23 protein-coding genes are annotated in these 24928 nt (G+C 53.3%); 12 read left to right on the top strand and 11 right to left on the bottom strand.

Annotated elements, in window-relative coordinates; all coding sequences use genetic code 11:
• Nucleotides 1-68: 68 nt before the first annotated feature.
• Together deoC and FN082_RS05745 are read right to left on the bottom strand one after the other, a co-directional pair.
• Nucleotides 69-812 (bottom strand): deoxyribose-phosphate aldolase, encoded by a 744-nt coding sequence (deoC, locus tag FN082_RS05750; RefSeq protein WP_139537450.1) that lies wholly within the window; start codon nt 810-812, stop codon nt 69-71.
• 201 nt (nt 813-1013) lie between these two features.
• Complete coding sequence (locus tag FN082_RS05745; protein ID WP_139537451.1) at nt 1014-1832, bottom strand: GntR family transcriptional regulator; 819 nt, start codon at nt 1830-1832, stop codon at nt 1014-1016.
• Between the two features lie 255 nt (nt 1833-2087).
• Here FN082_RS05745 and FN082_RS05740 point away from each other — a divergent pair, with 255 nt between their 5' ends.
• The 7 genes from FN082_RS05740 (at nt 2088) to FN082_RS05715 (ending at nt 8818) form a co-directional block, all read left to right on the top strand.
• Nucleotides 2088-2936: an HAD family hydrolase gene (locus FN082_RS05740; RefSeq protein ID WP_180349520.1), complete on the top strand. Its 849-nt coding sequence runs from the start codon at nt 2088-2090 to the stop codon at nt 2934-2936.
• A 141-nt stretch (nt 2937-3077) separates the two neighbouring features.
• Complete coding sequence (locus FN082_RS30140) at nt 3078-3281, top strand: YnfU family zinc-binding protein (RefSeq protein WP_323808951.1); 204 nt, start codon at nt 3078-3080, stop codon at nt 3279-3281.
• A 186-nt stretch (nt 3282-3467) separates the two neighbouring features.
• Nucleotides 3468-3680: a cold shock-like protein CspF gene (cspF, locus tag FN082_RS05735; protein ID WP_139537453.1), complete on the top strand. Its 213-nt coding sequence runs from the start codon at nt 3468-3470 to the stop codon at nt 3678-3680.
• A gap of 351 nt (nt 3681-4031) precedes the next feature.
• The gene (gene ptsP, locus FN082_RS05730; protein ID WP_142981273.1) at nt 4032-6533 is read left to right on the top strand and encodes a phosphoenolpyruvate--protein phosphotransferase; all 2502 of its coding nucleotides are present in this window, start codon (nt 4032-4034) and stop codon (nt 6531-6533) included.
• Between the two features lie 23 nt (nt 6534-6556).
• Complete coding sequence (locus FN082_RS05725) at nt 6557-7576, top strand: PTS fructose transporter subunit IIC (RefSeq protein ID WP_142981272.1); 1020 nt, start codon at nt 6557-6559, stop codon at nt 7574-7576.
• Nucleotide 7577: 1 nt separating this feature from the next.
• Nucleotides 7578-8432, top strand: a complete 855-nt coding sequence (locus FN082_RS05720) for a helix-turn-helix transcriptional regulator (protein WP_139537456.1) — start codon at nt 7578-7580, stop codon at nt 8430-8432.
• A complete protein-coding gene (locus tag FN082_RS05715; RefSeq protein WP_112213477.1) occupies nt 8429-8818 on the top strand; it encodes a PTS fructose transporter subunit IIB in 390 nt (129 codons plus the stop codon). Before FN082_RS05720 ends, FN082_RS05715 begins: the two co-directional genes overlap by 4 nt.
• 160 nt (nt 8819-8978) lie before the next feature.
• On the opposite strand, the gene FN082_RS05710 is transcribed toward FN082_RS05715, so the two are convergent.
• From FN082_RS05710 to FN082_RS05700, 3 genes are read right to left on the bottom strand one after another with little or no spacing between them, the layout of a single operon-like run.
• Nucleotides 8979-9719, bottom strand: a complete 741-nt coding sequence (locus tag FN082_RS05710; protein ID WP_139537457.1) for a phosphatase — start codon at nt 9717-9719, stop codon at nt 8979-8981.
• A gap of 55 nt (nt 9720-9774) precedes the next feature.
• On the bottom strand, nt 9775-11769 hold the full coding sequence (tkt, locus tag FN082_RS05705; protein WP_142462894.1) for a transketolase: 1995 nt from the start codon (nt 11767-11769) through the stop codon (nt 9775-9777).
• The gene (locus FN082_RS05700; protein ID WP_235892116.1) at nt 11770-12435 is read right to left on the bottom strand and encodes an HAD-IA family hydrolase; all 666 of its coding nucleotides are present in this window, start codon (nt 12433-12435) and stop codon (nt 11770-11772) included.
• 333 nt (nt 12436-12768) lie between these two features.
• On the opposite strand from FN082_RS05700, the gene ptsP (FN082_RS05695) reads away from it, so the two are divergent.
• From ptsP (FN082_RS05695) to tal, 5 genes are all read left to right on the top strand, one after another.
• Entirely contained in the window at nt 12769-15279 is a 2511-nt protein-coding gene (gene ptsP / locus FN082_RS05695) for a phosphoenolpyruvate--protein phosphotransferase (RefSeq protein WP_142981270.1), read from the top strand.
• Between the two features lie 61 nt (nt 15280-15340).
• Nucleotides 15341-15661: a PTS fructose transporter subunit IIB gene (locus tag FN082_RS05690; protein WP_139537461.1), complete on the top strand. Its 321-nt coding sequence runs from the start codon at nt 15341-15343 to the stop codon at nt 15659-15661.
• 171 nt (nt 15662-15832) lie between these two features.
• On the top strand, nt 15833-16936 hold the full coding sequence (locus tag FN082_RS05685) for a PTS fructose transporter subunit IIC (RefSeq protein ID WP_139537462.1): 1104 nt from the start codon (nt 15833-15835) through the stop codon (nt 16934-16936).
• A gap of 9 nt (nt 16937-16945) precedes the next feature.
• On the top strand, nt 16946-18199 hold the full coding sequence (locus FN082_RS05680; protein WP_142462897.1) for a class II D-tagatose-bisphosphate aldolase non-catalytic subunit: 1254 nt from the start codon (nt 16946-16948) through the stop codon (nt 18197-18199).
• Nucleotides 18200-18283: 84 nt separating this feature from the next.
• A complete protein-coding gene (tal, locus tag FN082_RS05675; protein WP_142981269.1) occupies nt 18284-19234 on the top strand; it encodes a transaldolase in 951 nt (316 codons plus the stop codon).
• A 109-nt stretch (nt 19235-19343) separates the two neighbouring features.
• On the opposite strand, the gene FN082_RS05670 is transcribed toward tal, so the two are convergent.
• The 6 genes from FN082_RS05670 to FN082_RS05645 form a co-directional block, all read right to left on the bottom strand.
• Nucleotides 19344-19829: a TlpA family protein disulfide reductase gene (locus tag FN082_RS05670; RefSeq protein WP_142462899.1), complete on the bottom strand. Its 486-nt coding sequence runs from the start codon at nt 19827-19829 to the stop codon at nt 19344-19346.
• Nucleotides 19816-20511: an ABC transporter ATP-binding protein gene (locus FN082_RS05665; protein WP_064176584.1), complete on the bottom strand. Its 696-nt coding sequence runs from the start codon at nt 20509-20511 to the stop codon at nt 19816-19818. Before FN082_RS05665 ends, FN082_RS05670 begins: the two co-directional genes overlap by 14 nt.
• A 4-nt stretch (nt 20512-20515) precedes the next feature.
• Complete coding sequence (locus FN082_RS05660) at nt 20516-21646, bottom strand: ABC transporter permease (protein ID WP_142981268.1); 1131 nt, start codon at nt 21644-21646, stop codon at nt 20516-20518.
• The gene (locus FN082_RS05655) at nt 21636-22919 is read right to left on the bottom strand and encodes an ABC transporter permease (RefSeq protein WP_139537466.1); all 1284 of its coding nucleotides are present in this window, start codon (nt 22917-22919) and stop codon (nt 21636-21638) included. Before FN082_RS05655 ends, FN082_RS05660 begins: the two co-directional genes overlap by 11 nt.
• Nucleotides 22920-22921: 2 nt before the next feature.
• The gene (locus tag FN082_RS05650) at nt 22922-24301 is read right to left on the bottom strand and encodes a Fe-S-containing protein (protein WP_139537467.1); all 1380 of its coding nucleotides are present in this window, start codon (nt 24299-24301) and stop codon (nt 22922-22924) included.
• A gap of 72 nt (nt 24302-24373) precedes the next feature.
• Nucleotides 24374-24901, bottom strand: coding sequence for an iron transporter (locus tag FN082_RS05645; protein WP_064176588.1), 528 nt, complete (start codon nt 24899-24901; stop codon nt 24374-24376).
• Nucleotides 24902-24928: the final 27 nt, after the last annotated feature.

Below are 24928 nucleotides of genomic sequence, written 5' to 3'. Positions count from 1 at the left end.
GCTCACTAGCGGGGAATTTTCTATATACAAACAGGCCCGGGATTGCCAACGGCATCCCAGGCGGGCAATTAGTAAGAACTTTTTGAATCGACGCTGCTGCTCTGAGCGCTCAGGCCCAGCACTTCCGGAGTGGAACGGTAGCCAATCCCCATCCGGTCGATGCCCATATCAATCAGTTGCAGGAAGTGTTCGCGGGTGCGAATGCAACCAGAGCCTTTGACCTTGCAGCGACCTTCTGCTGCCTTCATCATGACGGCAATAATTTCAGGCGTTGCCCCTTTGCTTTCCCCGCCGGTATAGAAGCCGGTTGAGGTTTTCACAAAATCAACACCAGCGCGGCAGGCATATTCGGTTGCTTTTGCCACCTGCTCGGCAGTGAGCGCATCTGTTTCAAAAATCACTTTAACCAGCGAGCCGTAGCGGTGGGCAACGTCTACAACCGCACGAATATCCTTTTCAAACTCTTCCCACATACCGCTGCGGATAAAGCCGTAGTTAGCGACAATATCCAGGTCTTCTACATCACCCTGCTGACAGATAATGTCGGCCTGCGCGGCTTTTGATGCGGTAGACGAGTTGCCAAATGGGAAATCGCAGACCACGCAGATGCCTGTTCCCGTGCCTTTACACAACTCACGGGCAACGTCCAGATAAGCAGGGTTGATGCAGACCGTTTTGCATTTGTAATCAATCCCTTCCTGAATGTATTTGCGGACTTCTTGCAGGGTAAACTCAGGTTTCAGCACCGACTGGTCAATGTACTGGCCCAGTTCTGCGGGGGTCATATCTGCGGCTTTTTTATTCGGTTTCATAGCATAGTTCCTTTTAAGTGGCATTTTGTATCATTTGTATGATACATATCATGCAATATATGATGCCGGCTATGAGTTGATCCAGATCGAATTTTTGCAACGCGCGCGAGAGAAAAGGTGAAAAATGGAAGCACGCCGCAAGTTAGCGCAGAATGTATGACGGAGATAATTGGCAGAGAAAAAGAAAGGGCCGGAGCGGCCCTAGCGTTTTAGCTGACGGGAAAAATCGATTCGCGACTTGCCCGCATTCTGATTAGCATTGAAAAGATCGATCCTGAAGCTGCATTTATCGGCCCGGGTTACCGATGTGGTGTATTCAAAGACAAACCCCGTTTCGAGGAAGGAAATACGTTCTATCTGATATCCCGCCATCACTTTATCGTGGCACTGTAGATGGTGCGCCGCCGGTTTATTAATGATGATGGCATCAATATTTTCCGTCGCATGGGCGATATTCAGGCCATACTGGTTTTTCAGCACGTCATAGAGTGAGCCCACTTCAAAATCATACTGCTCTATACCCTGACAAAGATTATAAGGAATCGCCGTTGTTTCAAGCAGTAGAGGCGTATCGTCGCCGTAGCGAACACGCCTAAGCAAAAAGACTTTTCTCTGGCCTTCCGGAAGATTTAATTTGTTGGCGACAACCTCATCGGCTTCAACAATGGCGGATTGCAACACCACCGAGCGGGGTTTAATTCCCTGCTCGCGCATGCTGTCGGTAAAGTTATACAGCGAGTTTAATTTGCGGTTAATTTTCTTGTCGGCAATAAATGAACCTTTCCCGCGCTGACGAACGATAAGCCCCTCTTCCAGCAGCTCATTCATTGCCAGCCTGACAGTGGTTCGGCTGATTTTCAGGATGTCACATAGTTCGTTTTCAGTCACCATTTTGTCATTCACCCGGAACACGCCAAGTCGAATCTGATGCCGGATAAAAGAGGCGATCTGAGAGTACATTGATGGTCCGGCATCATCATTGAAGCGAAAGTTCTCTTTAATATAGAGTCCGGTGTCCATAGATTTCCCGTCATGTTAAAAATATGCCCTATACGTATCATACAATACATGACGCTGGCAGGAAACGGCAACGCGGTGATGAGAGCATCTTACCTGCCAGCTAACTGTGCGCTAACTCTTTGATATATCGGTTAACGATAGCGATTCACTGACATAGGAGAGGTTTTAACCAGCTTAAGTGATAAACTCAGCAATTGAAGAGTTTCTCCACCATGAATCCCAAATTCTATCAGTTTTCAATGACGGTATATGCCGATGACTAAAATAAAGAAAACCCTTTATATCAGCGATCTTGACGGTACCCTGCTCAACAAAGAAGGAAAACTTTCCGCCTATACCCGCGAAGCCATTGGCAACTTCGCTAAAAATGGCGTTCTGTTTACTTGCGCCACTGGCAGAACGTTAAGCTCAGTCAAAATGCTGTTGGGCGATGCTAAGTTTTCCTGCCCGGGCGTATTCAGCGACGGTCTGTTAACCTTTGATATGCAGACCGACACCATTATTCAGGCCTCCGTCCTGCCGCAACGACTTATTGAACAGATAGCGGAAAAGCTGAATGAGTTCAATAATGACGGCTTCCTGTACTGCATCAACGGTAGCGAATATGCGCTTTTTTATACCGCGAAAAGCCATGCCCTGAGCCAGCATTTTATTAAGAGCAAAGCCCCCTTTTTAAAAGACAATATTTTTAAAATTGAGCACTTCTCAGCGCTACCACCAGAATACCTACCGTTGTATTTTGTCGCCTACGATGAGTACGACAGACTGACGCCGCTGCAAAAGTCGGTCAATACCATTCATGATATTCACTGCCTGTTAAATCGTGACCTGTATCACGCGCAGGGCAATGTTTATTTTATGAATATTCTCACCGATTCAACATCTAAGCACTCGGCAATTCACCATCTCAAACAGCATCTGGGCGTTGATGAAGTGGTGGCTTTTGGCGATAACTATAACGATCTGCCGATGCTTGCCAGCGCCGATCGATGCTACGTTCCGCAAAATGCGATTCCGGAAGCCAAAAAGCTAGCAACGCAGGTAATCCCCTCCTGTGACCAGGATTCGGTGGTGAAATTCATCGAAGCGGAAACGCAGAGATAATGAATTCAAACAAATTCAGATGCTGGCTCTATACGAGCCAGTATGGTGAATACTTCAATATGCCTGCTTTTAACGCCAGGCTAATAGCAACTATTTCCACCACAGGGTAATCAGAAAGAGCTATTTACAGCAAAGTACTGTATGGTCGTAAGCCCTTCAATCAGGAAATATCATATGTCAGAACGCAAAGATGCTAAAACTCGCCGTAATTATCTCGTAAAATGCTCCTGTCCTAATTGCTCCCAGGATTCAGAGCACAGTTTCAGCCGAGTGCAAAAAGGTGCTCAGCTCATTTGCCCCTATTGCCATAAGCTCTTCCAGTCTTCATCCAGAACCGCCGCATAAACTATCCCTTACCAGATGCCGATTGCTTCGCATGATTGAACAATAATCAGCCAGCGCTGATAACGCGTTTAACTTTTTTGGGCTGAGGGAAAGCCCGCAAGCATGCGGGTTTTATTTCTATTTAAATAGACATCCCGTTTACTTACTGTATAGTCGTCCCGGTTTTCATATTTAAAAGGTATTTCTTTGTTCCAAAAAATGACAGGTATTGTCAAAACATTTGATAGTAAAACAGGCAAAGGTCTGATAATCCCCTCCGATGGTCGTAAAGACGTTCAGGTTCATATTTCCGCATTATCCCCCGGTGAGCCAACCACAATCCGTCCCGGTATTCGCGTCGAATTTCGTCGGGTAAACGGACTGCGTGGTCCAACTGCAGCAAACGTCTATCTTTCTTAAACCATATTAAAAAGCATCTGTTTTTACTGATGCCTTGCCTCGGTAATACCGACGTGGTTTTTTGCCCAGATTGTTGGCGGTCACCCTCGTTCGCTCTCCCCTCTTATTGCTTTAAATTTGTGACCAATCTCGCAAACTCATTGCAAAAGCAAAAAAGTAAAAAAACATTTTAAATCAATTCAGTACTCAATGTTTTCATCAGCAATAAATATGACAAAAGTCACAAAATCACAATCAGGTCACTATTTTTATGAAAAGGTCACTTTTTTACTATGTCATAGCCATTGCGAACAGGGAAAGATAGCGAGATCGGTATTCAATTGACGAGCGCGAAAGCATTCAGGAGTCGAGATGGCGGTGGTCATAACCTATACATGCGAGATTAACGAAGGCATTCATGCCCGACCGGCCGGATACATCGCACGGCTATGCAACCTGTTTCAGGCCACGATCGACTGGGAAAACACCCGAACGGGGCTGCAGGCTAATGCCAAAAGCGCCCTCTCGCTGATCGCCAGCGACACGCTATTAAACGATACATGCCGTATCACCCTTTGCGGCGAAGATGAACAGCAGGCCTCCGCTCAGCTTCATGCGCTGCTTTCCGATCTCCCGACCTTCAGCCTTGAGCCGGAGCCTGTGACGACGCAGGGCTATCTGCCCCGCTGCCTACGGGAGCTAAACCCGCAGGTGATTCAGGGAACCCGTATCAATAAAGGCGTCGCCATTGCAAAGCCACAAGTGATGCAGAGTCTGACTTTCGCTGACATTATTGCCCGCACGCCTCGCCACACCAGCAGTCCCGAAAGCGAAAAAGCCCGTTTTCTTGCCGGATTAGATTTATTACGCATAGAGAAAGAGGCAGCGCTCAGGCAAACTCGGGGCATTGAACACGACCTTGTGGCGGCGCATCTCTCCTTGATAACCGACATCGCGTTTCAGGATAGCGCATTCGGTTATCTGAATAACAGGATGAATGCCTGGTCCGCCATCGCTCAGGCGTCCCTCGACTTTTGCCATCAGCTTGAGCGCGCTTCCAGCCACTATCTGCAGGAGCGCTCGCTGGATATTCTCGATATTGCCACGCAGCTCATCAGCGCAGTTTATGGCGAACAGACCCTGGCTTATCGTCCGCCTTCGCTAAATGAACCGGCCATTGTTTTCGCCAGCCATTTAACCCCCAGCCAATTTTTGGCGTTAGATCGAAACCGGCTTGCTGGTCTGGTGCTGTCCTCTACCGGGAAAACCTCCCATACGGCAATTCTGGCTCGTTCGTTGGGTATCCCAACCCTGGCCGATATCGATTTTTCAACGCTGGCGCTTGAGGCAGATCAGCAGATAGTTATCGATGGCGAGCCGGGGATCCTGATTATCCGCCCGGATGAAAAAGTTCTGCGTTACTACCGCCTGGAAATTGCCGCCCAGCAGGAAATGCAGCAGCAGTTACTGGCAAACGCTTCAGCGCCGGCAAAGACCCATGACGGGCATCGCATAGAGATAGCGGCTAACATCGCCAGCCTTGCCGAAGCGCAAGCGGCCTTTGACAACGGCGCAGAAAGCATCGGTCTGTTTCGCACTGAAATAACATTTATGGGCCGCGAGTCTGCGCCCTCTTGTGACGAGCTGGCCGACCTGTATAAGCCGGTTGTTGCCCTGGCGGGCGGGAAGGCAGTTATCTTTCGCACCTTTGATATCGGCGGCGATAAGCCGGTCGAATACCTTAGCGTCAATCACGAAGAAAACCCATTTCTCGGCTTCCGGGCGGTACGTATTTATCCACAGTACCGTGATCTTTTCGCCGCCCAGTTGAAGGCTATTCTGCTTGCCTCAGCGGCAGGGAAGGCCAAAATTATGCTGCCGATGATCTCCCGGGTGGAAGAGCTTATCTGGTGCAGAGAGGTGCTGGAATCGGTCAAACAGGAGATGCGGCGCGAGAGGTTAGCATTTGATGAACAGATAGCCCTCGGCATTATGCTGGAGGTCCCTTCGGTGCTGTTCTCCATGGCGGAAATGGCCGAACACGCCGATTTTTTCAGCATTGGCAGTAACGACCTGACGCAGTACTTTTTCGCCGCAGACCGGGGTAATGCTCAGGTAAAGAGCCTCTACGACAGCTACGCGCCGCCGTTTTTACGCGCCCTGCAGTTTGCGGTCAGCGAGGCACATCGCGCCGGAAAGCCTATCGGGCTATGCGGCGAGCTTGCCGCCGACGAAACCATTCTCCCGCTGCTTGTCGGTATTGGCTTTGATGAATTGAGTATGAACTGCGCGGCTATTCCGGGCGTTAAGCACGCCCTGCGCGAACTCAGCATCAATGATTGTCGGGCGCTGGCGCTGAACCTGGTAGAAAAACAAAACGCGCATCAGGTCAAAACCGCCTTACAAATGCCGGACGCTCGTGCGGTGAAAAAGCCGCTGCTATCGCCGGAAATGATTTTATGGGGAATTGATGTCGCCGATAAAAATGAGGCGATCAAAATGATGGTTGATAATCTGTGGCTACAGCAGCGCACCGACGCGCGAGACAAGCTCTGCGACGATATCTGGGCTCGTGAAGTCCCCTTTCCTACCGTCGTCGGTTCAGGTTTTGCTATCCCCCATGCGCAGACGGACTCTATCCGGGATTCTGCCATCAGTATTGCCACGCTCAGGCAGCCCATTGCCTGGGGCGGCGTCATGGTGGACACCCTGTTTATGCTGACAATTAGCAAATCTGCGCAGGATAACGAGCATATGAAGTACTTCTCCACCCTGGCGCGCATGCTCATGAATGATGAATTTGTCAGCCGAATTAAAGCGGCAAAAAGCCCGAAAGCACTTTACACGTTGATATCCAGAACTCTGGCCTTCTGAGCAGCAAACGTTACGAGGCTGACATGTTAAAACTATTAAAAAATACTAAACGGCATTTTATGACCGGCGTCTCCTACATGATCCCGTTTGTCGTCGCCGGCGGCGTTCTGCTGGCGTTGGCGGTGATGTTCAACGGAGAAGCGGCAGTACCAGACCACGGCTTTCTGAAGGCCATGTCGCAAATCGGTATGGCGGGTTTAACCCTGTTTATCCCCATCCTGTCAGGGTTTATCGCTTATTCGATGGTCGATAAACCAGGCATCGCACCCGGCGCCATTGGCGGGCTAATGGCTTATCAGATGGGCGCCGGATTTTTAGGCGGCATGCTCTCCGGGATTATTGCCGGGCTGGTAGTCTATGTTCTGCTGAACCAGATCGCGCGGCTCAGGATCCCCCATTTTCTGCGCATGGTATTACCGATATTTATTATTCCGCTCATCGGGACATTCCTCACCGGCATGGCGGTGTATTACATTATTGGCGATCCGATTGCCGGAGTGATGAAGTGGCTTAGCGTCTGGCTTGGCAATATGCAGGGCGCGTCGTTTATTATCCTCGGTACTATTCTTGGCTGCATGATCGCCGTCGACATGGGCGGGCCAATGAACAAAACCGCCTTTTTCTTTGCCGTTGCGCTGATCTCGACCAATCCGCAGTTGATGGCCGCGGTGGCCGCCGCCGACTGTACGCCACCATTGGGGCTGGCGCTGGCGACCTTTCTGTTTAAAGACATCTTTAATGATGTTGAGCGGGAAGCCGGAAAACCTGCTGTGATTATGGGATTTATGGGGATTACGGAGGGAGCTATTCCGTTTGCGGCGGCGGATCCAGTAAGAGTGATCCCGGCGATTATGTTCGGTAGTGCGGTCGCCGCGATCCTCTCGTTGTGGTTTGGCGCAACTAACGCCGCGCCCTGGGGCGGGCTAATTGTATTACCGGTAGTCAGTAACCATTTTGGTTATATCGTCTCGGTGATAGCCGGAACCATCGCCACCGCCGTTGCGGTGAAGGTCCTGAAAACTGTTATCAAACCACGGGCATAATATGGCGACTTTTATTCAATCTATCCTCAGCGAATTCAGCGCACAGGGTTCAATAAACGAAAGCCTACTGGTGGCCAACGGCAATGCGCAAGCCCCGGCGATGGCCTACCATCTGCACGTACCGCGCATCGAGCTGACGGTAAAGGGTGCGCTCAGCATGCTACTGCCGAAAGGCGTGGACCGAATCGTTAAATATGAACGTCCGGTCGGCACCATCACCTATATTCCCGCCAACAGCTGGAATTCGCCGCAGTGGGAAAGCCCGGTTATCTGCATGTCGGTGGTTTTCTGGAAGCAGGACGTTGGTTTTAGCATCAGCAACTGGGACGGTACGCAGTTTAAAGAAGTGGAGAAGTATAATCTGCAAAATTCCAGCAGTACGGTTCGCGACCGGCTGCTTGAACTGGCCGAATCCCTGGCGTGGTCGCAGGATAATACCAGCGAGACCTTTGCCCACATTGTCTATGCGCTGATTAACGATCTGCTGTATCAAATTACCGATGGTCTGAATAACCAGCGCGGCCCCTTCTCTCTGTTGGACGAAATTAAGAGTCATATCGATAGCCACTACCATACGGACATTAGCCGGGAAAGCGTCGCCGAGACCTTTAATATCTCTCCCGGCTATCTGTCGCGTCTGTTTTCGAAGGAGTCAGACGTGAAATTTAATGAATATCTCAAGTTAGCCCGCATCTCGCGCTCGAAAGCGCTGCTAACCAATACCAATCTGAAAATAAACGAGGTTTCAGAGAAGTGCGGTTTCACTGATACCAACTATTTCTGCAAGGTATTTCGCGATATCAACGACTGTACGCCGCTCGAGTACCGGCGCAAAAATAAGGGAGCAAGCTTATGACCACTCGTGCAGGAAGAGATGAGATCCAGCCCTTCTCCAGCGAACGTAATCTGCATATTGTGGCGGTGACCGCGTGCGCGACCGGCGTGGCTCACACCTATATGGCCGCAGAGCAGCTGGAAAAACTGGCGAAGCAGTATCACTTTGCGATCAAAATAGAGACCCAGGGCGTGCTGGGGCTTAAGAACCCAATTACCGATAAAGATATTTTCGAATCAGAGCTCGCTATTATTGCCTCCGACATTACGATCGATAACCCCTCACGTTTCGACGGCTGTCGTATTCTGAACGTCTGCATTAATTCACTGCTGCTTAAACCAGCGGAGGTTATCGCCGCCATGCGCAAGTCGCTGAATCTGCCGAGAGGCAACGTTATTGACCTGTAGCTGTTTTTATCCCGGATCGCGCCGCAAGCGGCTTATCCAGGCTACCCGACTCCAGACCGTACAGAGTCGTAGCCCCGGTAAGCGCAGCGCCACCGGGGGAGCGGTGTCTAAAATGTCCAGCGGAATGAAGCATATCACCCCCTCAGTCAGGGGTAAGTTTTCAGTCGGGCAGCGCATCAAGCTCTGCAATCCGCTCCCCACCGCGCTGTTCAAGAAACGCTAATACCTGACGCACTGAGGTATTCAGGATCCTTGATGGCGGAAAATCAGCCTCCACCAGCAGATGCTGACAGGCGCTAAAATCCCCCAGAGAAAACGCGCTGTGTGAATCGCTACCCAACGAGAGAAGTCCACCGCTATCGCGCACAGCGGCGACAATTTTGCGACAGTTCCCCTCGCTGCCCTGGCGCGACTGGACAAAAGAGGCATTATTGACCTCCAGCGCCACATGACACGCCTTCGCCGCGGCCACCACCGCCGGGATATCAATCGGATACTCCGGGTTACCGGGGTGGCTGATGATATGCACCTTCCCGCTCGCTATCACTGCAATCAGCGCATCGGTATTGGTGGTAATATCCGCAGGCGCAAACACCTGCTTGTGGAATCCGGCAATCACTAAATCCAGCGACGCGCGCATTTTGTCGCTGCAGTCGGTCTCACCGCCGGGTTTGATATTGGCCTCAATACCGCGCAGGATCCCCACACCATCAACAATGCGCGGCAGTACGCGCAAATTGTTGAAGTGGAACGGATGCGGTGCATCAACCATTTCCGGGCCATGGTCGGTGATGGCGATCAGGCGAATATGATTCCGCACCGCGGCGGCGATATAGTCATGCACCGTGCTGTAGGCGTGGGTGCTGGCCAGGGTGTGCATATGAAGATCGACGGGATACATGTTATTTCTCCCTTAATGAAAAGCGGCCCCTTAGCATGTAAGAGGCCGTCAAAGATTAAGCCAGCAGCGCTTTTGCCTGCTGCAACACCGCCTCAACGGTAATACCGAACGTCTGATAAAGCTGTTCCGCCGGAGCGGACTCACCGTAGCTCTGCATACCGATAATCGCGCCGTTCAGCCCGACATATTTAAACCAGTAATCCGCGATCCCCGCTTCCACGGCAATACGCGCAGACACCGCCTGCGGCAGCACCGCTTCACGATACGCCTCATCCTGCTTGTCGAAGACATCGGTGGACGGCATCGAGACCACCCGCGCCTTCACACCTTCAGCCATCAGTTGCTGCCATGCGGCTACCGCCAGCTCAACTTCGGAACCGGTCGCGATAAGAATCAACTGCGGTTGCCCGTCACAATCCTTCAATACATAGCCGCCACGCGCAATATCCTGCACCTGCTGCCAGGTCCGTTCCTGTTGGGTCAGGTTTTGCCGGGAGAAAATCAGCGCCGTCGGTCCATCCTGCCGCTCAACGCCATACTTCCACGCTACCGCCGATTCCACCTGATCGCAGGGCCGCCAGGTGCTGAGGTTCGGCGTCAGGCGCAACGAAGCAATCTGTTCAACCGGTTGATGGGTCGGGCCATCTTCGCCCAGGCCAATGGAGTCATGGGTATAAACCATCACCTGGCGCTGCTTCATCAGCGCCGCCATGCGCACCGCGTTGCGTGCGTATTCGACAAACATCAGGAAAGTCGAGGTATACGGCAGGAAGCCGCCGTGCAGCGCAATACCGTTGGCGATGGCGGTCATACCGAACTCGCGCACGCCGTAGTGAATGTAGTTCCCGGCGGGCTCTTCGTTAATCGCTTTAGACCCGGACCACAAGGTCAGGTTTGATGGAGCCAGATCCGCAGAGCCGCCGAGGAATTCCGGCAACAGCGGACCAAAGGCTTCAATCGCATTCTGCGAGGCTTTGCGGCTGGCGATTTTCGCCGGTTTGGCCTGTAATTTTTCAATAAACGCCTGCGCCTTGCTGGCAAATTCTGCGGGCAGTTGCCCCTTCATTCTGCGGGTATATTCGCCAGCCAGCTCGGGGAAGGCTTGAGCGTAGGCGGCAAACTTCTCGTTCCACGCAGCCTCCTTCGCCTGCCCTGATTTGCGAGCATCCCACTGCGCGGCTATCTCTGAGGGGATAACAAACGGTGGATGCGGCCAGCCCAGCGCCTCACGCGTCGCCGCCACTTCAGCCTCGCCCAGAGGCGCGCCGTGGACATCATGAGTACCCGCTTTATGCGGCGAGCCAAAACCAATCACCGTTTTGCAGATAATTAACGTCGGCATGGTGGTAATCGACTTTGCAACATCAATCGCGGCACGGATGGATTCAGGATCGTGCCCATCGACGCCGCGCACCACGTGCCAGCCGTAGGCCTCGAAGCGTTTAGCGGTATCATCGGTGAACCATCCCTCAACGTGGCCATCAATAGAGATGCCGTTATCGTCGTAGAACGCCACCAGCTTGCCGAGCTTCAACGTCCCCGCCAGAGAGCACACTTCATGTGAAATGCCCTCCATCATGCAGCCGTCGCCCATAAAGGCATATGTGAAGTGATCGACGATTTCATGACCCGGACGGTTAAATTGCGCCGCGAGGGTTTTCTCGGCAATCGCCATGCCGACCGCGTTGGCAATCCCCTGGCCCAATGGCCCGGTGGTGGTTTCCACGCCAGGGGTGTAGCCGACTTCCGGGTGGCCCGGCGTTTTCGAATGCAGCTGACGGAAGTTTTTCAGCTCATCGATTGGCAGATCGTAGCCGGTAAGGTGCAGCAGGCTGTAGATCAGCATCGAGCCGTGACCGTTGGAGAGTACAAAACGGTCGCGGTTGGCCCATGCGGGATTAGTCGGGTTGTGGTTGAGAAAATCTCGCCACAGCACCTCGGCAATATCCGCCATTCCCATAGGGGCGCCCGGATGGCCTGAGTTCGCCCGCTGCACGGCATCAACGCTCAGCATACGGATGGCATTGGCCAGGGTTTTTCGTGATGACATTTAAAACTCCCTCTGAATCTTAAGGAAAAAATCCGCCTCACCCTTTCGCGTTGCGCTCAGGTCAAGGTAGTTATCAATGGTTTGCCAGGTATCGATATCGTGAACCACCGACTGACGGGTCAACACTTCAACCACCACACATCCCGCATGAGTGGCGGAAAGCAGACCGGCAGAGGAATCTTCAAAAGCGAGGCAGTTAGCAGGTGAAAGACCGAGTCGGGCTGCCCCCGTCAGGAATGGTTCCGGATGCGGCTTGCCGTGGTGAATATCTTCGCTGGTCACCAGCACCGGCGGAAACGGAAAACCGGCTTGTCGGATCCGTGCCGAAGCCACCTTCAGCGATCCGGAAGTCACAATAGCCCAGGGGGCCTGCAACTGCTCCAGTTGGTGGAGAAAATCAACCGCGCCATTCACTGCGGTAATGCCATCAGTATTGCGCGCTTCAAACTCTTCCAGCGCGAGAAATTCATCGTAAATGATCTGTTCGCTGGCATCGGGCATAAAATGGCGCAGCGTGCTCAGAGCGGGCTTACCGTGGAGATAATGGCATACCGCCTGCGGATCCAGCCCTTTTTTAGTCGCCCATAAACTCCAGGAAGCCTCAACGAAATCCAGCGAGTTTACCAGCGTCCCGTCTAAATCCAGCAATATTCCACGAAAATGCATCGTACTTACCACGGCAAAATAAATAGAGTGTGTTTTATTTTGTACTCCATTAACCGGTAGCCAATAAATAGAAAGAAAGACACTTTAATAGCAATTGGGTGACCACTATCCGATGATTAATAAGAGTGTGATAGCAATCACAAGGGTTAATATTATCTAATTTTATGACTGCGATCACAAAATAATAATCAGGCTTTTTTATTCAAGCAAAGGTCACTTTTTTTCTATTCAAAGCTAACTGAGAACGATGAAGGATATAAAACATGAAATGCAGATACCCACATCTGCAAAGAAAATTAATTAGCCCTGGCTAAATGATTATCGGGAGCAATGATGTCAGAGATAATAACGTATCAATGTGATCTAAAGGATGGTATTCACGCCAGACCGGCGGGACATATCGAACGGCTGTGCAATACATTTCAATCTACGGTGTGCTGGAATAATATTCGCAGCGGCATTCAGGGTAATGGTAAAAGCGCCCTCTCGATTGTCGCCACCGATACCTTATTCAACGACGCCTGTGAAATTACCATCAGCGGAAAAGATGCTGCAAACGCTGCCCAACAGCTGAGTGCGCTGATCAAAAAATTGCCCTCTTTCGAAGTCAGTCAGGTAGAAGAAACAACAGCGCCAGCAGGCTATCTCCCGCGTTCGCTGCGGGAAACTCAGCTCAGTTTTATTCAGGGTTCACGCATCAGCGGTGGTGTTGCCATTGCCAGACCCGTTCGAATTCAGAGCCTGTCACTGGATGAAATGCTGACGCGTAACCCGGGCGGTGAATATTCCACTGAGCGCCAGCAGCGTATTTTTCTGGCGGGTTTAGAAACGCTCAAACATGATAAACAGACCGCGCTGGAAACCCAAAAAGGCGTTGAGCATGATATCCTGCAAGCGCATTTATCAATAATTACCGACGCAACCTTCCAGAGCCATATCTCCACCGCGATTGCTGGCGGAGAAAATACCTGGAATGCGGTCATTAAGGCTGCCATAGAGTTCTGTGAAATTCTTAATCGCTCATCGAGTAAATATATTAAAGAGCGGACCCTTGACGTTCTTGACATTACAGGTCAATTGCTCACGTCGATTTATGGCGCTGGCGTATTACCACAAAACAGCCTTGAATTAACACAGCCATCGATTATTCTGGCCAATAGCCTGACGCCGAGTCAGTTCCTCGGCATCAATAAAGAGTATCTTGCCGGAATGGTGTTATCCGCCACCGGTAAAACATCGCACACAGCTATTCTGGCCCGTTCGCTTGGTATCCCAACCCTGACGGATATCGATTTTTCAACCCTGGCGCTGAATGCAGAAAATGACATTATTATTGACGGTAATCCGGGAATTCTGATTACCGCGCCGGATGAGAAAGTCCTGCGCTATTACCAAAATGAAATTGCCGTCCAGCAGAGCATGCAGCAGCAAATGCTGGCTAACGTCCACCAACCGGCAGTGACCCGCGATAATCATAGCATCGAAATCGCGGCCAACATTGCCAGCCTGGCGGAAGCCGAAGCCGCGTTCAACAACGGCGCTGAAGGTATTGGGCTGTTCCGTACCGAAATGTCATTTATGGACCGCGAAACTGCACCGGACTACCGTGAACTGGCGGAGCTTTACGCTCAGGTGATGCAGGTTGCGCATGGGAAGCCGGTTATCTTCCGCACCTTTGACATTGGCGGCGATAAACCCGTCGACTATATGAGCCTCGGTGAAGAAGAGAACCCGTTTCTCGGCTTCCGGGCAGTACGCACCTATCCGCGCTATCGCGAGCTTTTCGCCATGCAGCTCAAGGCCATCCTCAGCGCCTCGGCATTTGGCAATGCCAAAATCATGATTCCGATGATCGCCAACGTTGACGAAGTTATCTGGTGCCGTGAAGTGCTGGAGGAAGTGAAAAGCGCGATGCGCAGCGAGGGATTGGCGTTCGACGATGAGATTTCGCTCGGCGTGATGCTGGAAGTGCCCTCCGTCATCTTCGCAATTCGTGAAATAGCCGAATACGCGGACTTCTTCAGCGTCGGCAGTAACGACCTGACGCAGTACTTTTTTGCCGCCGACCGCGGAAATACTCAGGTTGAAGCGGTGTACGACAACTATGCCCCGGCATTCCTTCGCGCCATGCAGTATGCCGCCGATGAAGTCCATCGTGCTGGCAAGTGGATAGGTATCTGCGGGGAGCTGGGCGCCAGCAAAGATTTTCTGCCGCTGTTCGTCGGCATGGGCTTTGACGAACTCAGCATGAGCGGCACCTCGATTCCGGGCGTTAAACATACGCTGCGGGAGCTGAGTTTCGCTAAATGCCAGGGCGTGGCGCAGGATATCGTGGCGTTAAAACGCTCCGCTGATGTCAAAGCTGCGCTGCGTTCTCCGGACGTAAAAGCGGTCGGCAAAATGCCAATCCTCGCCCCGGAGTTCATTCTCTGCGAACTACAGGCCCGCGACAAAAACGAAGTTATCAAAAAGATGACCGACAATCTGTGGCTGCACCATCGCACCGAGAATCGGGAGCAATTAACCGACGATATCTGGGCGCGCGAGGACTCATTCTCCACCGCCGTGGGCTATGGCTTCGCCATTCCGCACACCAAGTCGGACCATATTCACTACTCCACCATCAGTATGGCAACTCTTGCGTCGCCCATCATGTGGGGCGATCAGGAAGTCGAAACCGTATTCATGCTCACGGTCAGTAAATCCGCCGACCCTAATGAGCATATGAAATATTTCTCCACGCTTGCCAGAAAGCTAATGAAAGAGGATTTCCGCAATGAAATAAAACAGGCCGAAAACGTCAACGTACTCTACAACCTGATGGCCAATACTCTGGCCGTATGAAATCAGGAAATTATTAAGCCATATTTAAAATTACAGCCAAATAAAAAATCAGGAGTCACTCATGAAAATTGTCGGAGTCGCAGCATGCATTACCGGAGTCGCCCACACCTATATGGCCCAGGAAGCGATTGAGCAGGAGTGTAAAAAAAGAGGTTATGACGTCAAAGTCGAAACTCAGGGCGGCATGGGGATTGAAAATGAATTAAGCGAAGATGAGATTGCCGAAGCCGATGTCGTTATTCTGGCGATTGCTATTGGTATTGAAGGCGTCGAGCGTTTTGAAGAAAAAGAAGACGCCGGGCTGGTTATTTCGCTCAACCCGGCGGAAGTGGTTCGCGATCCGGCGGCTATTATTGACCGGGCTGAGAAACTGGCAAAATAAACCAACCCGCCGGTCCTGATTTACTTTCGGCATTCGGTACCGGCGAATAATAACGTTAATTAAATTTCTGCGAACGCTGTATTTCAATTATGACGCAAAAGCGCCCGGGGATGACTACGCCCGTATACCGTGGTCACCCCATAAAAATACAGGGTATCGGGAGGATAAAAAATGTCGGAAAAAGCAAAAGCCATTAAGGATGATTTAGTCAAAGCGTTCAGCACTGGCGTGTCATATATGATGCCGGTGGTGGTGGTCGGCGGCATCTGTCTGGCGCTCTCCCTGATTGGCGGCGAGCCGGTTGCGGGCAAAGGCATGGTCGTCACCAACCCATTCTTATTAAACCTTGGCGCTATCGGTAGCGCGGGCCTCGGGATGATGATCCCGGTGCTGGCGGCCTATATCTCCTACTCTATCGCCGGTAAACCGGGCCTGACACCGGGTTTAATCACCGGCTTTATGGCCAGCACGCCGTTGGGCGCGGACCACGTGGTAACCGGTTTTCTCGGCGCGATGCTGCTCGGTATTCTCAGCGGCTACGTTGCTAAATGGGTAAAAACCTGGAAAGTCGGCAAAGTGCTGATGCCGGTTATGCCAATCATGATTATTCCCATCGTTTCAAGCGTTATTGTCGGCATGCTCTATCTGTACGTGCTGATTGGGCCCATCGGTTTTGCCATGAAATGGCTGGTTTCCATGCTCTCTAATATGCAGGGAAGCAGCGGCGTCGTATTAGGTTTAATTCTCGGTGCCATGGCGGCCTTTGATATGGGCGGGCCGGTCAATAAAACCGCAACGGCATTTACCCTCGCATTAATGGCAGAAGGTATTTATGGCCCAAATGGTGCTTACCGTATTGCCTGCGCTATTCCACCGCTCGGCATTGCTCTCTCGACTTTTATTTCTCAGCGTAAATGGGCTGAAGATGAAAGACGAATGGGGACCTCTGCTGCCTTTATGGGATTAATTGGCATTACCGAAGGGGCGATTCCTTTCGCCGTTAAAAACCTGAAGACCGTTCTGCCGTCAATTATTATCGGTAGCGCCGTCGGTGCCGGTCTGGCTATGGTTCACGGTGTCGAATCTATGGTTCCCCACGGTGGATTAATTGCCATAGCTGGCGTCAATAAAGCACCAATGTGGTACGTCATCGATATGCTTATCGGCGTTATTGTCACCGCCATCTGCCTGCATATTCTGCGCCCCAACATTAGCGAGCCGGTAAAAAAAGAGTCGGCTAAAAAAACAATCACTTCTGATATGAATAAAGTCTGAGGAGTTATCATGAAAAACACAATGAAACAGTACGTCGATTATATTGTTAACGGTGGCAAATCCACTATGTTGGGAATTGGCCCCATGTCTCCGGCGTTAATTCAGGCCTGCTTTGAGCTGGGTAAAGAAAAAGATCTGCCGCTGATGTTTATTGCCAGCCGCAACCAGGTTGATGCCGATGAATTTGGCGCGGGTTACGTTAATAACTGGGATCAGTTTCGCTTTGCTGCCGACCTGAAAGCGATGGCGGAAAAAGTCGGCTTCGACGGCGATTACTTCCTCTGCCGCGACCACGGTGGCCCATGGCAGCGCGATAAAGAGCGTAAAGACCACATTCCGGAAGCCGAAGCGATGGAACTGGCACGCCGCTCTTATCAGATTGATATGGACGCCGGTTTCGACCTGCTGCATATCGACCCGACGAAAGACCCGTACGTTGTTGGTAAAGTCATTGATATTGAACTGGTTCTGAGCCGCACCGTTGAGCTGATTCGCTTCTGCGAAGAGTACCGCAAGGCCAATAACCTGAAAGAGTTCTTCTATGAAGTCGGTACCGAAGAGACCAACGGCGGCCTGACCGACGTCAGCGCCTATGAAGGGTTTATTATCGAGCTGAATAAGCGTCTTGCTGCCGAATCGCTGCCGCAGCCGCTGTTTATCGTCGGCCAAACCGGCACCCTGACCCGTCTGACCAAAAACGTTGGCCACTTCAACGATAAGCAGTCCGCAGAGCTTTCGGCTATCAGCACCCGTCACGGCGTCGGCCTGAAAGAGCATAACGGCGACTACCTGCCGGATGAAATTTTACTGAAGCATCCGGGTCTGGGCATCACCGCGATGAACGTCGCTCCGGCCTACGGCACCATTGAAACCCGCGCTTATCTGAAGCTGGCGGAAGTCGAGAAAGATCTGGCGGCAAAAGGCTTTATCAAGTCGGCGTCTGATTTAAAAACCGTCCTGACCCGCGAGTGCGTACTGAGCCACAAATGGGAAAAATGGATGACCGATGAGCACAAAAACAAGTCCGAAGAGCAGATCTTTAACGAGCCGGAATTGTTGAAAGAGATTCTTGAACTCAGCGGCCACTACAACTACGAAAAACCGGACGTTGTCAAAGAGATGCAAACCATGTTTGCCAATCTGAAGTCGTTTGGCGTCGAGCCTGAGCGTTACGTGGTCAATAAAATTAAAGATATGATCCAGAACGAAGCCGAATGCTTCAATATGCCAGGCCTGACCTCCCGCGTCGCGCAGGCAAAATAATCCCCCACCCAACCGACAATAAGGAGCGGGCCTTGCCTTCTCCTTGTTGTTTCCAGCTCTATTATTGAAAAACAGGTCATAGCGATGAATCAGCTTGAACAACTAAAGCAGCGGACAACCATTGTTGCCGACAGCGGGGACATTGACAGCATTATGGCTTATCAGCCTGAAGATGCGACCACCAACCCTTCGCTTATTTATAAAGCGGCGCAGCTTCCGCAGTACCAAAAACTGGTGAAAGATGCCGTCGCAGCGGTGAGGTCTCGCCAGAGTGGAAAAACGGTACAGCCTGCGGATATTGCCGATTATCTGGCGGTAAGTATCGGAGCGTTGATCCTGAAAAGCGTTCCCGGGCGTATTTCAACGGAAGTGGATGCCCGCCTCTCATTTGATACTCAGGCCAGCATAGCTAAAGCGCGGGAAATCATTGTGCTGTATGAAGAGAAAGGGATCGGTAAAGATCGGGTTTTAATTAAGCTCGCTGCCACCTGGCAAGGGATCCGCGCGGCAGAAACGCTGGAAAAAGAGGGTATCCAGTGCAACCTGACGCTGCTTTTCTCCTTTGCCCAGGCCAGAGCCTGCGCCGATGCTGGTGTTTTTCTGATTTCCCCATTTGTCGGTCGCATCTACGACTGGTACAAGAAAAACACCCCTGATACCACCTTCACCGTCGATAACGATCCGGGCGTCGAGTCGGTACAGAAGATCTATCGCTTCTATAAAATGCACGGTTACCGGACGGTGGTGATGGGGGCCAGCTTCCGCACGCCGGAACAGGTGCTGGCGCTTAACGGCTGCGATCGTCTGACCGTTTCCCCGGCGCTGCTGGCGCAATTGCAGCAAACCCAGGGGCCGGTACCTGCACCGTTGACGTATGAAGGTGAAGTTCAGCCAAAGCCCGCCGCCATGAGTGAAGCGGAGTTTTATTGGGCGCATCATCAGGATGCGATGGCGGTGGAAAAGCTCGCCGAAGGTATTCGCCTGTTTGCCGTGGACCAGAACAGCCTTGAGGCGCTGCTGAGCCAGTATCTGTAAGTGAAACATCCCGGGTGGCGGCTGACGCCTTACCCGGGCTACCACTATTTTCCCGGAGGCGGCGCTAACGCGCCTGTCCGGGCTACAAGACTGCTCGCGCGTGAGGAAACTATTTCTGCGCCAGTTGGCTAAACACTGTCTGGAGCTCCTCGGGCTTGCGCAGGCCCTGATGCAAATCCAGCACCGTGCCATGGCTATCAATCAATATTGACGTTGGGGTGCCGATAACCTGATAGCGCTCTTGGGTCATTTTGAGCTGATCGCGCAGCACCGGATAGGTGACACCATGCTTAGCCAACAGCGGCGCGATATCGACGGATTCCGGGTCGGTATTGACGCCGACCACCACCAGTTTATCCGGCCAGCGCTGGCTGAGCGCCTGTAAGGTATCCATCTCCGCCAGGCAGCCGCCGCAGCTTGATGACCAGAAATTGAGATACACCGCCTTGCCCTGCCAGCGCTCAAGGCTGGCAGATTCCCCCTGCAAATCAAACGCCGCCAGCGCGGGTGCCGCCTCGCCGCGCGTCAGCTTTTCCTCTTTGCAGCCGCCGAGCAGCACCAGCAGCAGGACAAGCATCACTTTAGGCATGCGCATGATGATTCACCTCCTCTCCCAGATACTTTCCGTGCTGCAAACGCACGATGCGATCGGCGAACTGCCCCAGCGCCGGGTTGTGGGTCACCATCACAATGGTGCGCCCCTGGCGGTGCAAATCGGTCAGCAGATCCAGCACCCGCTGTTCGTTCTCTTCATCGAGGTTACCGGTTGGCTCATCGGCAAAAATAACCGGCGGCTCGTTAACCAACGCCCGGGCAATGCAGACGCGCTGCTGTTCCCCGCCCGACAGCTGGCTCGGTAGATGAGTCACGCGATGCTCAAGGCCGACCTGAGCCAGCACCGCTCTGGCGGCAGCTTCATCCACCACGCTGTGGTAATGCTGCGCCAGCATGATATTTTCCAGCGCCGTCAGAAACGGGATCAGGTGGAACTGCTGGAACACAAGGCCAATTTTCTGCGCGCGAAAGCGGCGGCGCCCCTCTTCGTCCAGCGCCGCCGCGTCGGTTCCGTCGAGGATCACCTGCCCTTCGCTGGCGGTATCCAGACAAGTGAGAATATTCATCAGCGTCGTTTTCCCGGAACCGGAGGCCCCCATAATGGCAACAAATTCACCGCGGGCGATGCGCAGGTTGATATCTTCCAGCGCGGTCACTTCCCCGAACCGCTTATATAAATGACGTGTTTCAATCGCCATCTGACGCAAAGATGTGACGGTCATGGCGTTACTCTCCTTTCAACACTTTCGCAGGTTCGACGCTCACCGCGCGCCGCACCGGAACAATGGCCGCCAGCAGGGCGACCAGTAAAGACAGAACCAGGGTAATCGGCAGCACCGGCAGGCGCAGCGAGATACTGGCGTTAAACACCGTTAATCCCAGCAGCTGTGCCAGCAGATAGCCCAGCACCCAACCGCAAACCACCGCCGCAAAAGTGATAATGCTGGTCTCCAGTAACATCTGGCGGGTAATATCGCCGTTGCTGGCCCCCAGCGCTTTTTGCAGGGCAAACTCTCGGGAGCGTTCACCGACAATCGCCATTAGGGTGGTGTTCACGCACAGGGATGAGAGCGCGAGGATAACTATCGATACCAGTCCCATCAGCCCCTTAATTTTATCCAGCACCTGCCCTTCGGATGCCGACACTTTACGCACCGGACGAATCTCAAGGTCAGTGTATTGCCGCTGTAACTGGCTGGCGTAGCTCTCCACCTGACCAAGGTCATTGCTGACGCTCAGCAGCCCGTGGCTGATAACGCCGGGCTTTTGCAGCCACGACTGCGCCACGTCAAGACTGACGATCAGCATATTGTCGGTCGCGTCCCCGGCTTCTACGATGCCCTTAATCAGCAGTTTCTTGCGCCGACTATGGTCCACCAGCGTCACGCTATCGCCAATATTCAGCGCCAGACGCTGCGCCAGCTTCACGCCAATCATCGCGTTGCGATCGTCAAAACTAACGCCGATCCAGCTACCGTTGACCTGCCAGTAGGGCACCAGTTTTTGCAGCGACTCAAACCACACGCCGACCATCACCACTTTTTCCAGCTCGGTGCGCGCGGTACCGTACAGCCAAGGGCTGGCGCCGTGAATCAGTCCACCCGGTGCGCCGTCAAGAATCGCCTGCAGCTCCGGCTGCGGCATGCTGGTGCCATGGCCCGGACCAATGTAGAAGTTGGCGCCAAAGGTGCGCAACTCCTCGCTCATTTTGCTATTAATGTCGAACCACACTGCTGAGAGCGCCGTGACGATGGTCGCGCCGACCGCCAGCGCGGCAAACACCACGCTGACCCGCTGCATACGCAGCCGCAGCGCCCGCCATACTAATAACCACAGCATGTCGCGCTTAGCGGCCATACAGCACCTCCACAGGATAAAGACGGGCAATACGCCGCGCCGGGAACCAGGTGCCGATTAACGCAATCAGCACCGCAATCACCAGCACGCAGGGCACCACCACCCAGGCAAAATTAAGCGGCGTATCAAACAGCATCAGGCCAATAGCCTTCGCCAGCCCCCATCCGGCGATGCAGCCAAATGCTCCACCGGCCAGGCCGCCCAGCGCCGCCTCAAGATAGAACAGCAGCAGAATTTGCCACTGCCGCGCGCCCAGCGCTTTCATCAGGCCAATTTCTTTGGCGCGTTCCATAATGGTGCTGGTCATCAGTGAGGCGATGCCCATCGCGGCGGCGGCCAGCGCGGCTAAAGTTACCACGCCCATTAACAGCTGAATTTTATCGATAACCACGCCTTCCGAAGCAGCAACCTGCCATACAGGACGCACCTCCGCACCGGAAATCGCCTCCTCAAGCTGATGGGCGATAGACGACACATAGGCGGTGCAGTACCACAGATCGTACTCTTCGGCATTCAGCGCTTCGAGATCCTCACGCGCCCGACGCGACAGTTCGTTTTCCGGTACCGTCAGCGCCGACACGCGGATCGCCTGCACTTTCCCCGGTAGCCCCAGCAGTTGCTGCACCACGCTAAGCGGCATGACCAGTTGGTTATCTTCATCGCCGCCGCTGGATAAAATACCGCTCACCTGCACGTTCACCACGTTATCCGCGACCTTTAACGCCAGGCGATCGCCTGGCTTCCAGCCGTAATTTCGCGCCAGCGCGTGGCCGACCAGGGTTTGCGGTGTCTCACCGACCGGCTCCTGCGGCCATTCGCCGCTCACCTGCCAGAACGGGCTGACCGTCCGCTGCCCGGTTGCGTATCCCTCTTCATCTGGTATGGTGACAGGCTGGCTAAAGAAGGTCCCCAGCACGCGGATATCATGGCCATCCACGCTCACTTCGCCGCCGAGCATCGGTGCGAAGCCAACAATGTTGTTGCGCCAGAAGATATCTTTGATATTCGGCAGCTCGGATTCATCCAGAAAATCGTCGCTGGCCAGCGGGTTGCTTTGTTCGCTAAACAGCGCGGGCAACGCCGCCTGCCCTGCAGGCTCAATCAGAATATTGGCGCCGTAGGATTTCAGCTCCCGGGACATTTTGTCGCCGATGTCGATAGAAACCGCCAGCAGCGCCGATATCAGGCTGGTCGCCAGAAACACGGTCAATACCGCCAGCGCTTTACGCCGCAGATTGCGCCCCCATGACTGGTAGATCATTCGCCACAGCATCGCTACTCCTCCTTCACTGCGTCAGGAACAAACTGCTCTGGCGCATTGCGGAAACGGTCATAGTTCGCTTCTGATGAGAAGAACCAGGTTTTACCGCCATAGCTGTATTTGAAGTCGGCGCTGGTGTTGGTCAGCGTTGAACCATCCACCGGGTCGGTCACTTTAATGGTCAGGACGGTAGAGAAATAGTTCCCCCCCACGGCCAGCGCCGCGCCGGGTATCGTCAGCTCTTTGTCATCGTTGCGCCAGTCGTCGATCGGCACCGGGTTGCATCCACCGGGTTTGCCAATGGAGGGGATAAAGATGTGCACGCCGCAGGCAACGCAAATCACCTGATTGCCTTCCATCACATAGCCCTGATCGCCGCACAGCAGGCAGGCGTCGAACACCACGCCGAAACGCAGTTTGTCGGGATAGCGGTTGATGATAAAAAAGCGGATCGCTTTGCCGTCATCCGCCACCCAGACGAAGCGATGCAGTTTGCCATCGCGCACCTGGTCGACCGGAATATGCACCTGACCATCAGCGGCCAGCGTGACCGGCTGCGCCTCGGACAAACGCGGCGGCTGCGAAGCTACCAGATCCCACCATAGCTGGCCGCCGATAATCGCCAGCGCGCAGCAAATAGTCGTGAGCCACAGCCGGGTCGCCCCACGGCGTTCGGCCAGCGCCAGACGGCGGGAAATCGGCTCTTCCGTCGCTTTTACATTGCGGTAATAGCGGCGCAGCCCCGGGATCCAGAACAGGCACATTAACAGCAGTACCGCGGCGGCGGCCCAGTTATACATCGCCGCATTGTTAGTCACCTTGGCGACGAAGCTCAGCAGCGGCTTGAGCAGCGGCACCACCTGTAGCTTCATCAACAGCAGCAGCAAATTCCCGCTCAGCGGCAGCCACAACAAGACCATCATCAGCAGGGTCAGCGGCCAGTAGAACCCGCGCATTCTGCGCAACAGCATGGCGCAGAGCGCACACGCCAGGCACAAAAGCGCGAACGCCAGCACCAGCGCGGTCAGATTCAGCAGTAGATCGGTATTCAGCACGTGCGTGGAGGTCAGGCCGCCGAGGTTCGGATCCAGCGCCCAGTGACGGGCCGCGCCGAAGGTCAGAACCCATTGCCACAGATAGCGAACGCGCGGCGTTGACCACCAGAAGCTCAGCAAAAATAGTAGAGAAACGAGGATCTCCGCGCCAACCAGCAGAAGCTCCAGCGACTGGCTCGGGCGAATAAACAGCCCGGCGAGCAGTCCGCCAGCCAGCGCGGTGAGCAACGTCCAGACCAGCGGGCGCAGTGTGGGAGGGTTGCCGCGTCCCCAGAGTACGGCGGAGAGCAGCGCAATGCAGAAAAAGACCTGTAGCGTCGTGACGAAAAAATAGCTCATGACTTCAACTCAGTACGGCGGGTGAATAACATAAAGCAGGATGACCCGTCGGCCATCCTGCGTAATAGATGCTTAGTTCAGGCCGACATACTTAAACTCATAGCTCACATCAAACGGCTTCCACCAGCGGCCGACGCCGGTTTCGCTATCGGTATGACGGTGCATCCCGGCTTTTGACGGCGGGTCAATATGGTAGGTCACTTTGTAGTTACCGACGCCCATCATCTTGATGTTCGCGCCGTAGTGCGGGCCATCGCTCGCCACCATCGGCATAAATGTACCTTCTTGTTTTTCGCCGGTGTCGCTATTGACCAGGGTATAGGCGATGGTCAGATAAGGGATCCATTCACCCGCGCCAAAACCATTTTTACCGCCTTCCACCGCATGAATATCGGCTTCCAGATGGATATCCGATTTCGCTGCCGGCAAACCCATACCGCGCGGTTCCATATCGATCGGTTGCAGATAAACCGCGGCGATCTCCATCTCATTCATGGTGACCGGCTCACCAGCCGGATACTCTTTAAAGGCCAGTGCCGCAGGTGCGGTGAAAATGCTGGCAACGGTCGCGCTGATAATCAGGGTCTTCTTAATGGTCATCTGACTCATCCTCTCGTCTTAAAATGA

It is taken from the genome of Klebsiella spallanzanii (genome assembly GCF_902158555.1).
GTDB classification, from domain to species: Bacteria; Pseudomonadota; Gammaproteobacteria; order Enterobacterales; family Enterobacteriaceae; genus Klebsiella; species Klebsiella spallanzanii.
The sequence above is the reverse complement of the archived record's forward strand: the minus strand, read 5'-3'. Positions and strand labels throughout refer to the sequence as shown.

Coding starts and splice junctions, on each gene's coding strand:
- deoC (WP_139537450.1), bottom strand. CDS start 812: ATGAAACCGAATAAAAAAGCCGCAGATATGACCCCCGCAGAACTGGGC.
- FN082_RS05745 (WP_139537451.1), bottom strand. CDS start 1,832: ATGGACACCGGACTCTATATTAAAGAGAACTTTCGCTTCAATGATGAT.
- FN082_RS05740 (WP_180349520.1), top strand. CDS start 2,088: ATGACTAAAATAAAGAAAACCCTTTATATCAGCGATCTTGACGGTACC.
- FN082_RS30140 (WP_323808951.1), top strand. CDS start 3,078: ATGGTCGTAAGCCCTTCAATCAGGAAATATCATATGTCAGAACGCAAA.
- ptsP (WP_142981273.1), top strand. CDS start 4,032: ATGGCGGTGGTCATAACCTATACATGCGAGATTAACGAAGGCATTCAT.
- FN082_RS05725 (WP_142981272.1), top strand. CDS start 6,557: ATGTTAAAACTATTAAAAAATACTAAACGGCATTTTATGACCGGCGTC.
- FN082_RS05720 (WP_139537456.1), top strand. CDS start 7,578: ATGGCGACTTTTATTCAATCTATCCTCAGCGAATTCAGCGCACAGGGT.
- FN082_RS05715 (WP_112213477.1), top strand. CDS start 8,429: ATGACCACTCGTGCAGGAAGAGATGAGATCCAGCCCTTCTCCAGCGAA.
- FN082_RS05710 (WP_139537457.1), bottom strand. CDS start 9,719: ATGTATCCCGTCGATCTTCATATGCACACCCTGGCCAGCACCCACGCC.
- tkt (WP_142462894.1), bottom strand. CDS start 11,769: ATGTCATCACGAAAAACCCTGGCCAATGCCATCCGTATGCTGAGCGTT.
- FN082_RS05700 (WP_235892116.1), bottom strand. CDS start 12,435: ATGCATTTTCGTGGAATATTGCTGGATTTAGACGGGACGCTGGTAAAC.
- ptsP (WP_142981270.1), top strand. CDS start 12,769: ATGTCAGAGATAATAACGTATCAATGTGATCTAAAGGATGGTATTCAC.
- FN082_RS05690 (WP_139537461.1), top strand. CDS start 15,341: ATGAAAATTGTCGGAGTCGCAGCATGCATTACCGGAGTCGCCCACACC.
- FN082_RS05685 (WP_139537462.1), top strand. CDS start 15,833: ATGTCGGAAAAAGCAAAAGCCATTAAGGATGATTTAGTCAAAGCGTTC.
- FN082_RS05680 (WP_142462897.1), top strand. CDS start 16,946: ATGAAAAACACAATGAAACAGTACGTCGATTATATTGTTAACGGTGGC.
- tal (WP_142981269.1), top strand. CDS start 18,284: ATGAATCAGCTTGAACAACTAAAGCAGCGGACAACCATTGTTGCCGAC.
- FN082_RS05670 (WP_142462899.1), bottom strand. CDS start 19,829: ATGCGCATGCCTAAAGTGATGCTTGTCCTGCTGCTGGTGCTGCTCGGC.
- FN082_RS05665 (WP_064176584.1), bottom strand. CDS start 20,511: ATGACCGTCACATCTTTGCGTCAGATGGCGATTGAAACACGTCATTTA.
- FN082_RS05660 (WP_142981268.1), bottom strand. CDS start 21,646: ATGGCCGCTAAGCGCGACATGCTGTGGTTATTAGTATGGCGGGCGCTG.
- FN082_RS05655 (WP_139537466.1), bottom strand. CDS start 22,919: ATGCTGTGGCGAATGATCTACCAGTCATGGGGGCGCAATCTGCGGCGT.
- FN082_RS05650 (WP_139537467.1), bottom strand. CDS start 24,301: ATGAGCTATTTTTTCGTCACGACGCTACAGGTCTTTTTCTGCATTGCG.
- FN082_RS05645 (WP_064176588.1), bottom strand. CDS start 24,901: ATGACCATTAAGAAGACCCTGATTATCAGCGCGACCGTTGCCAGCATT.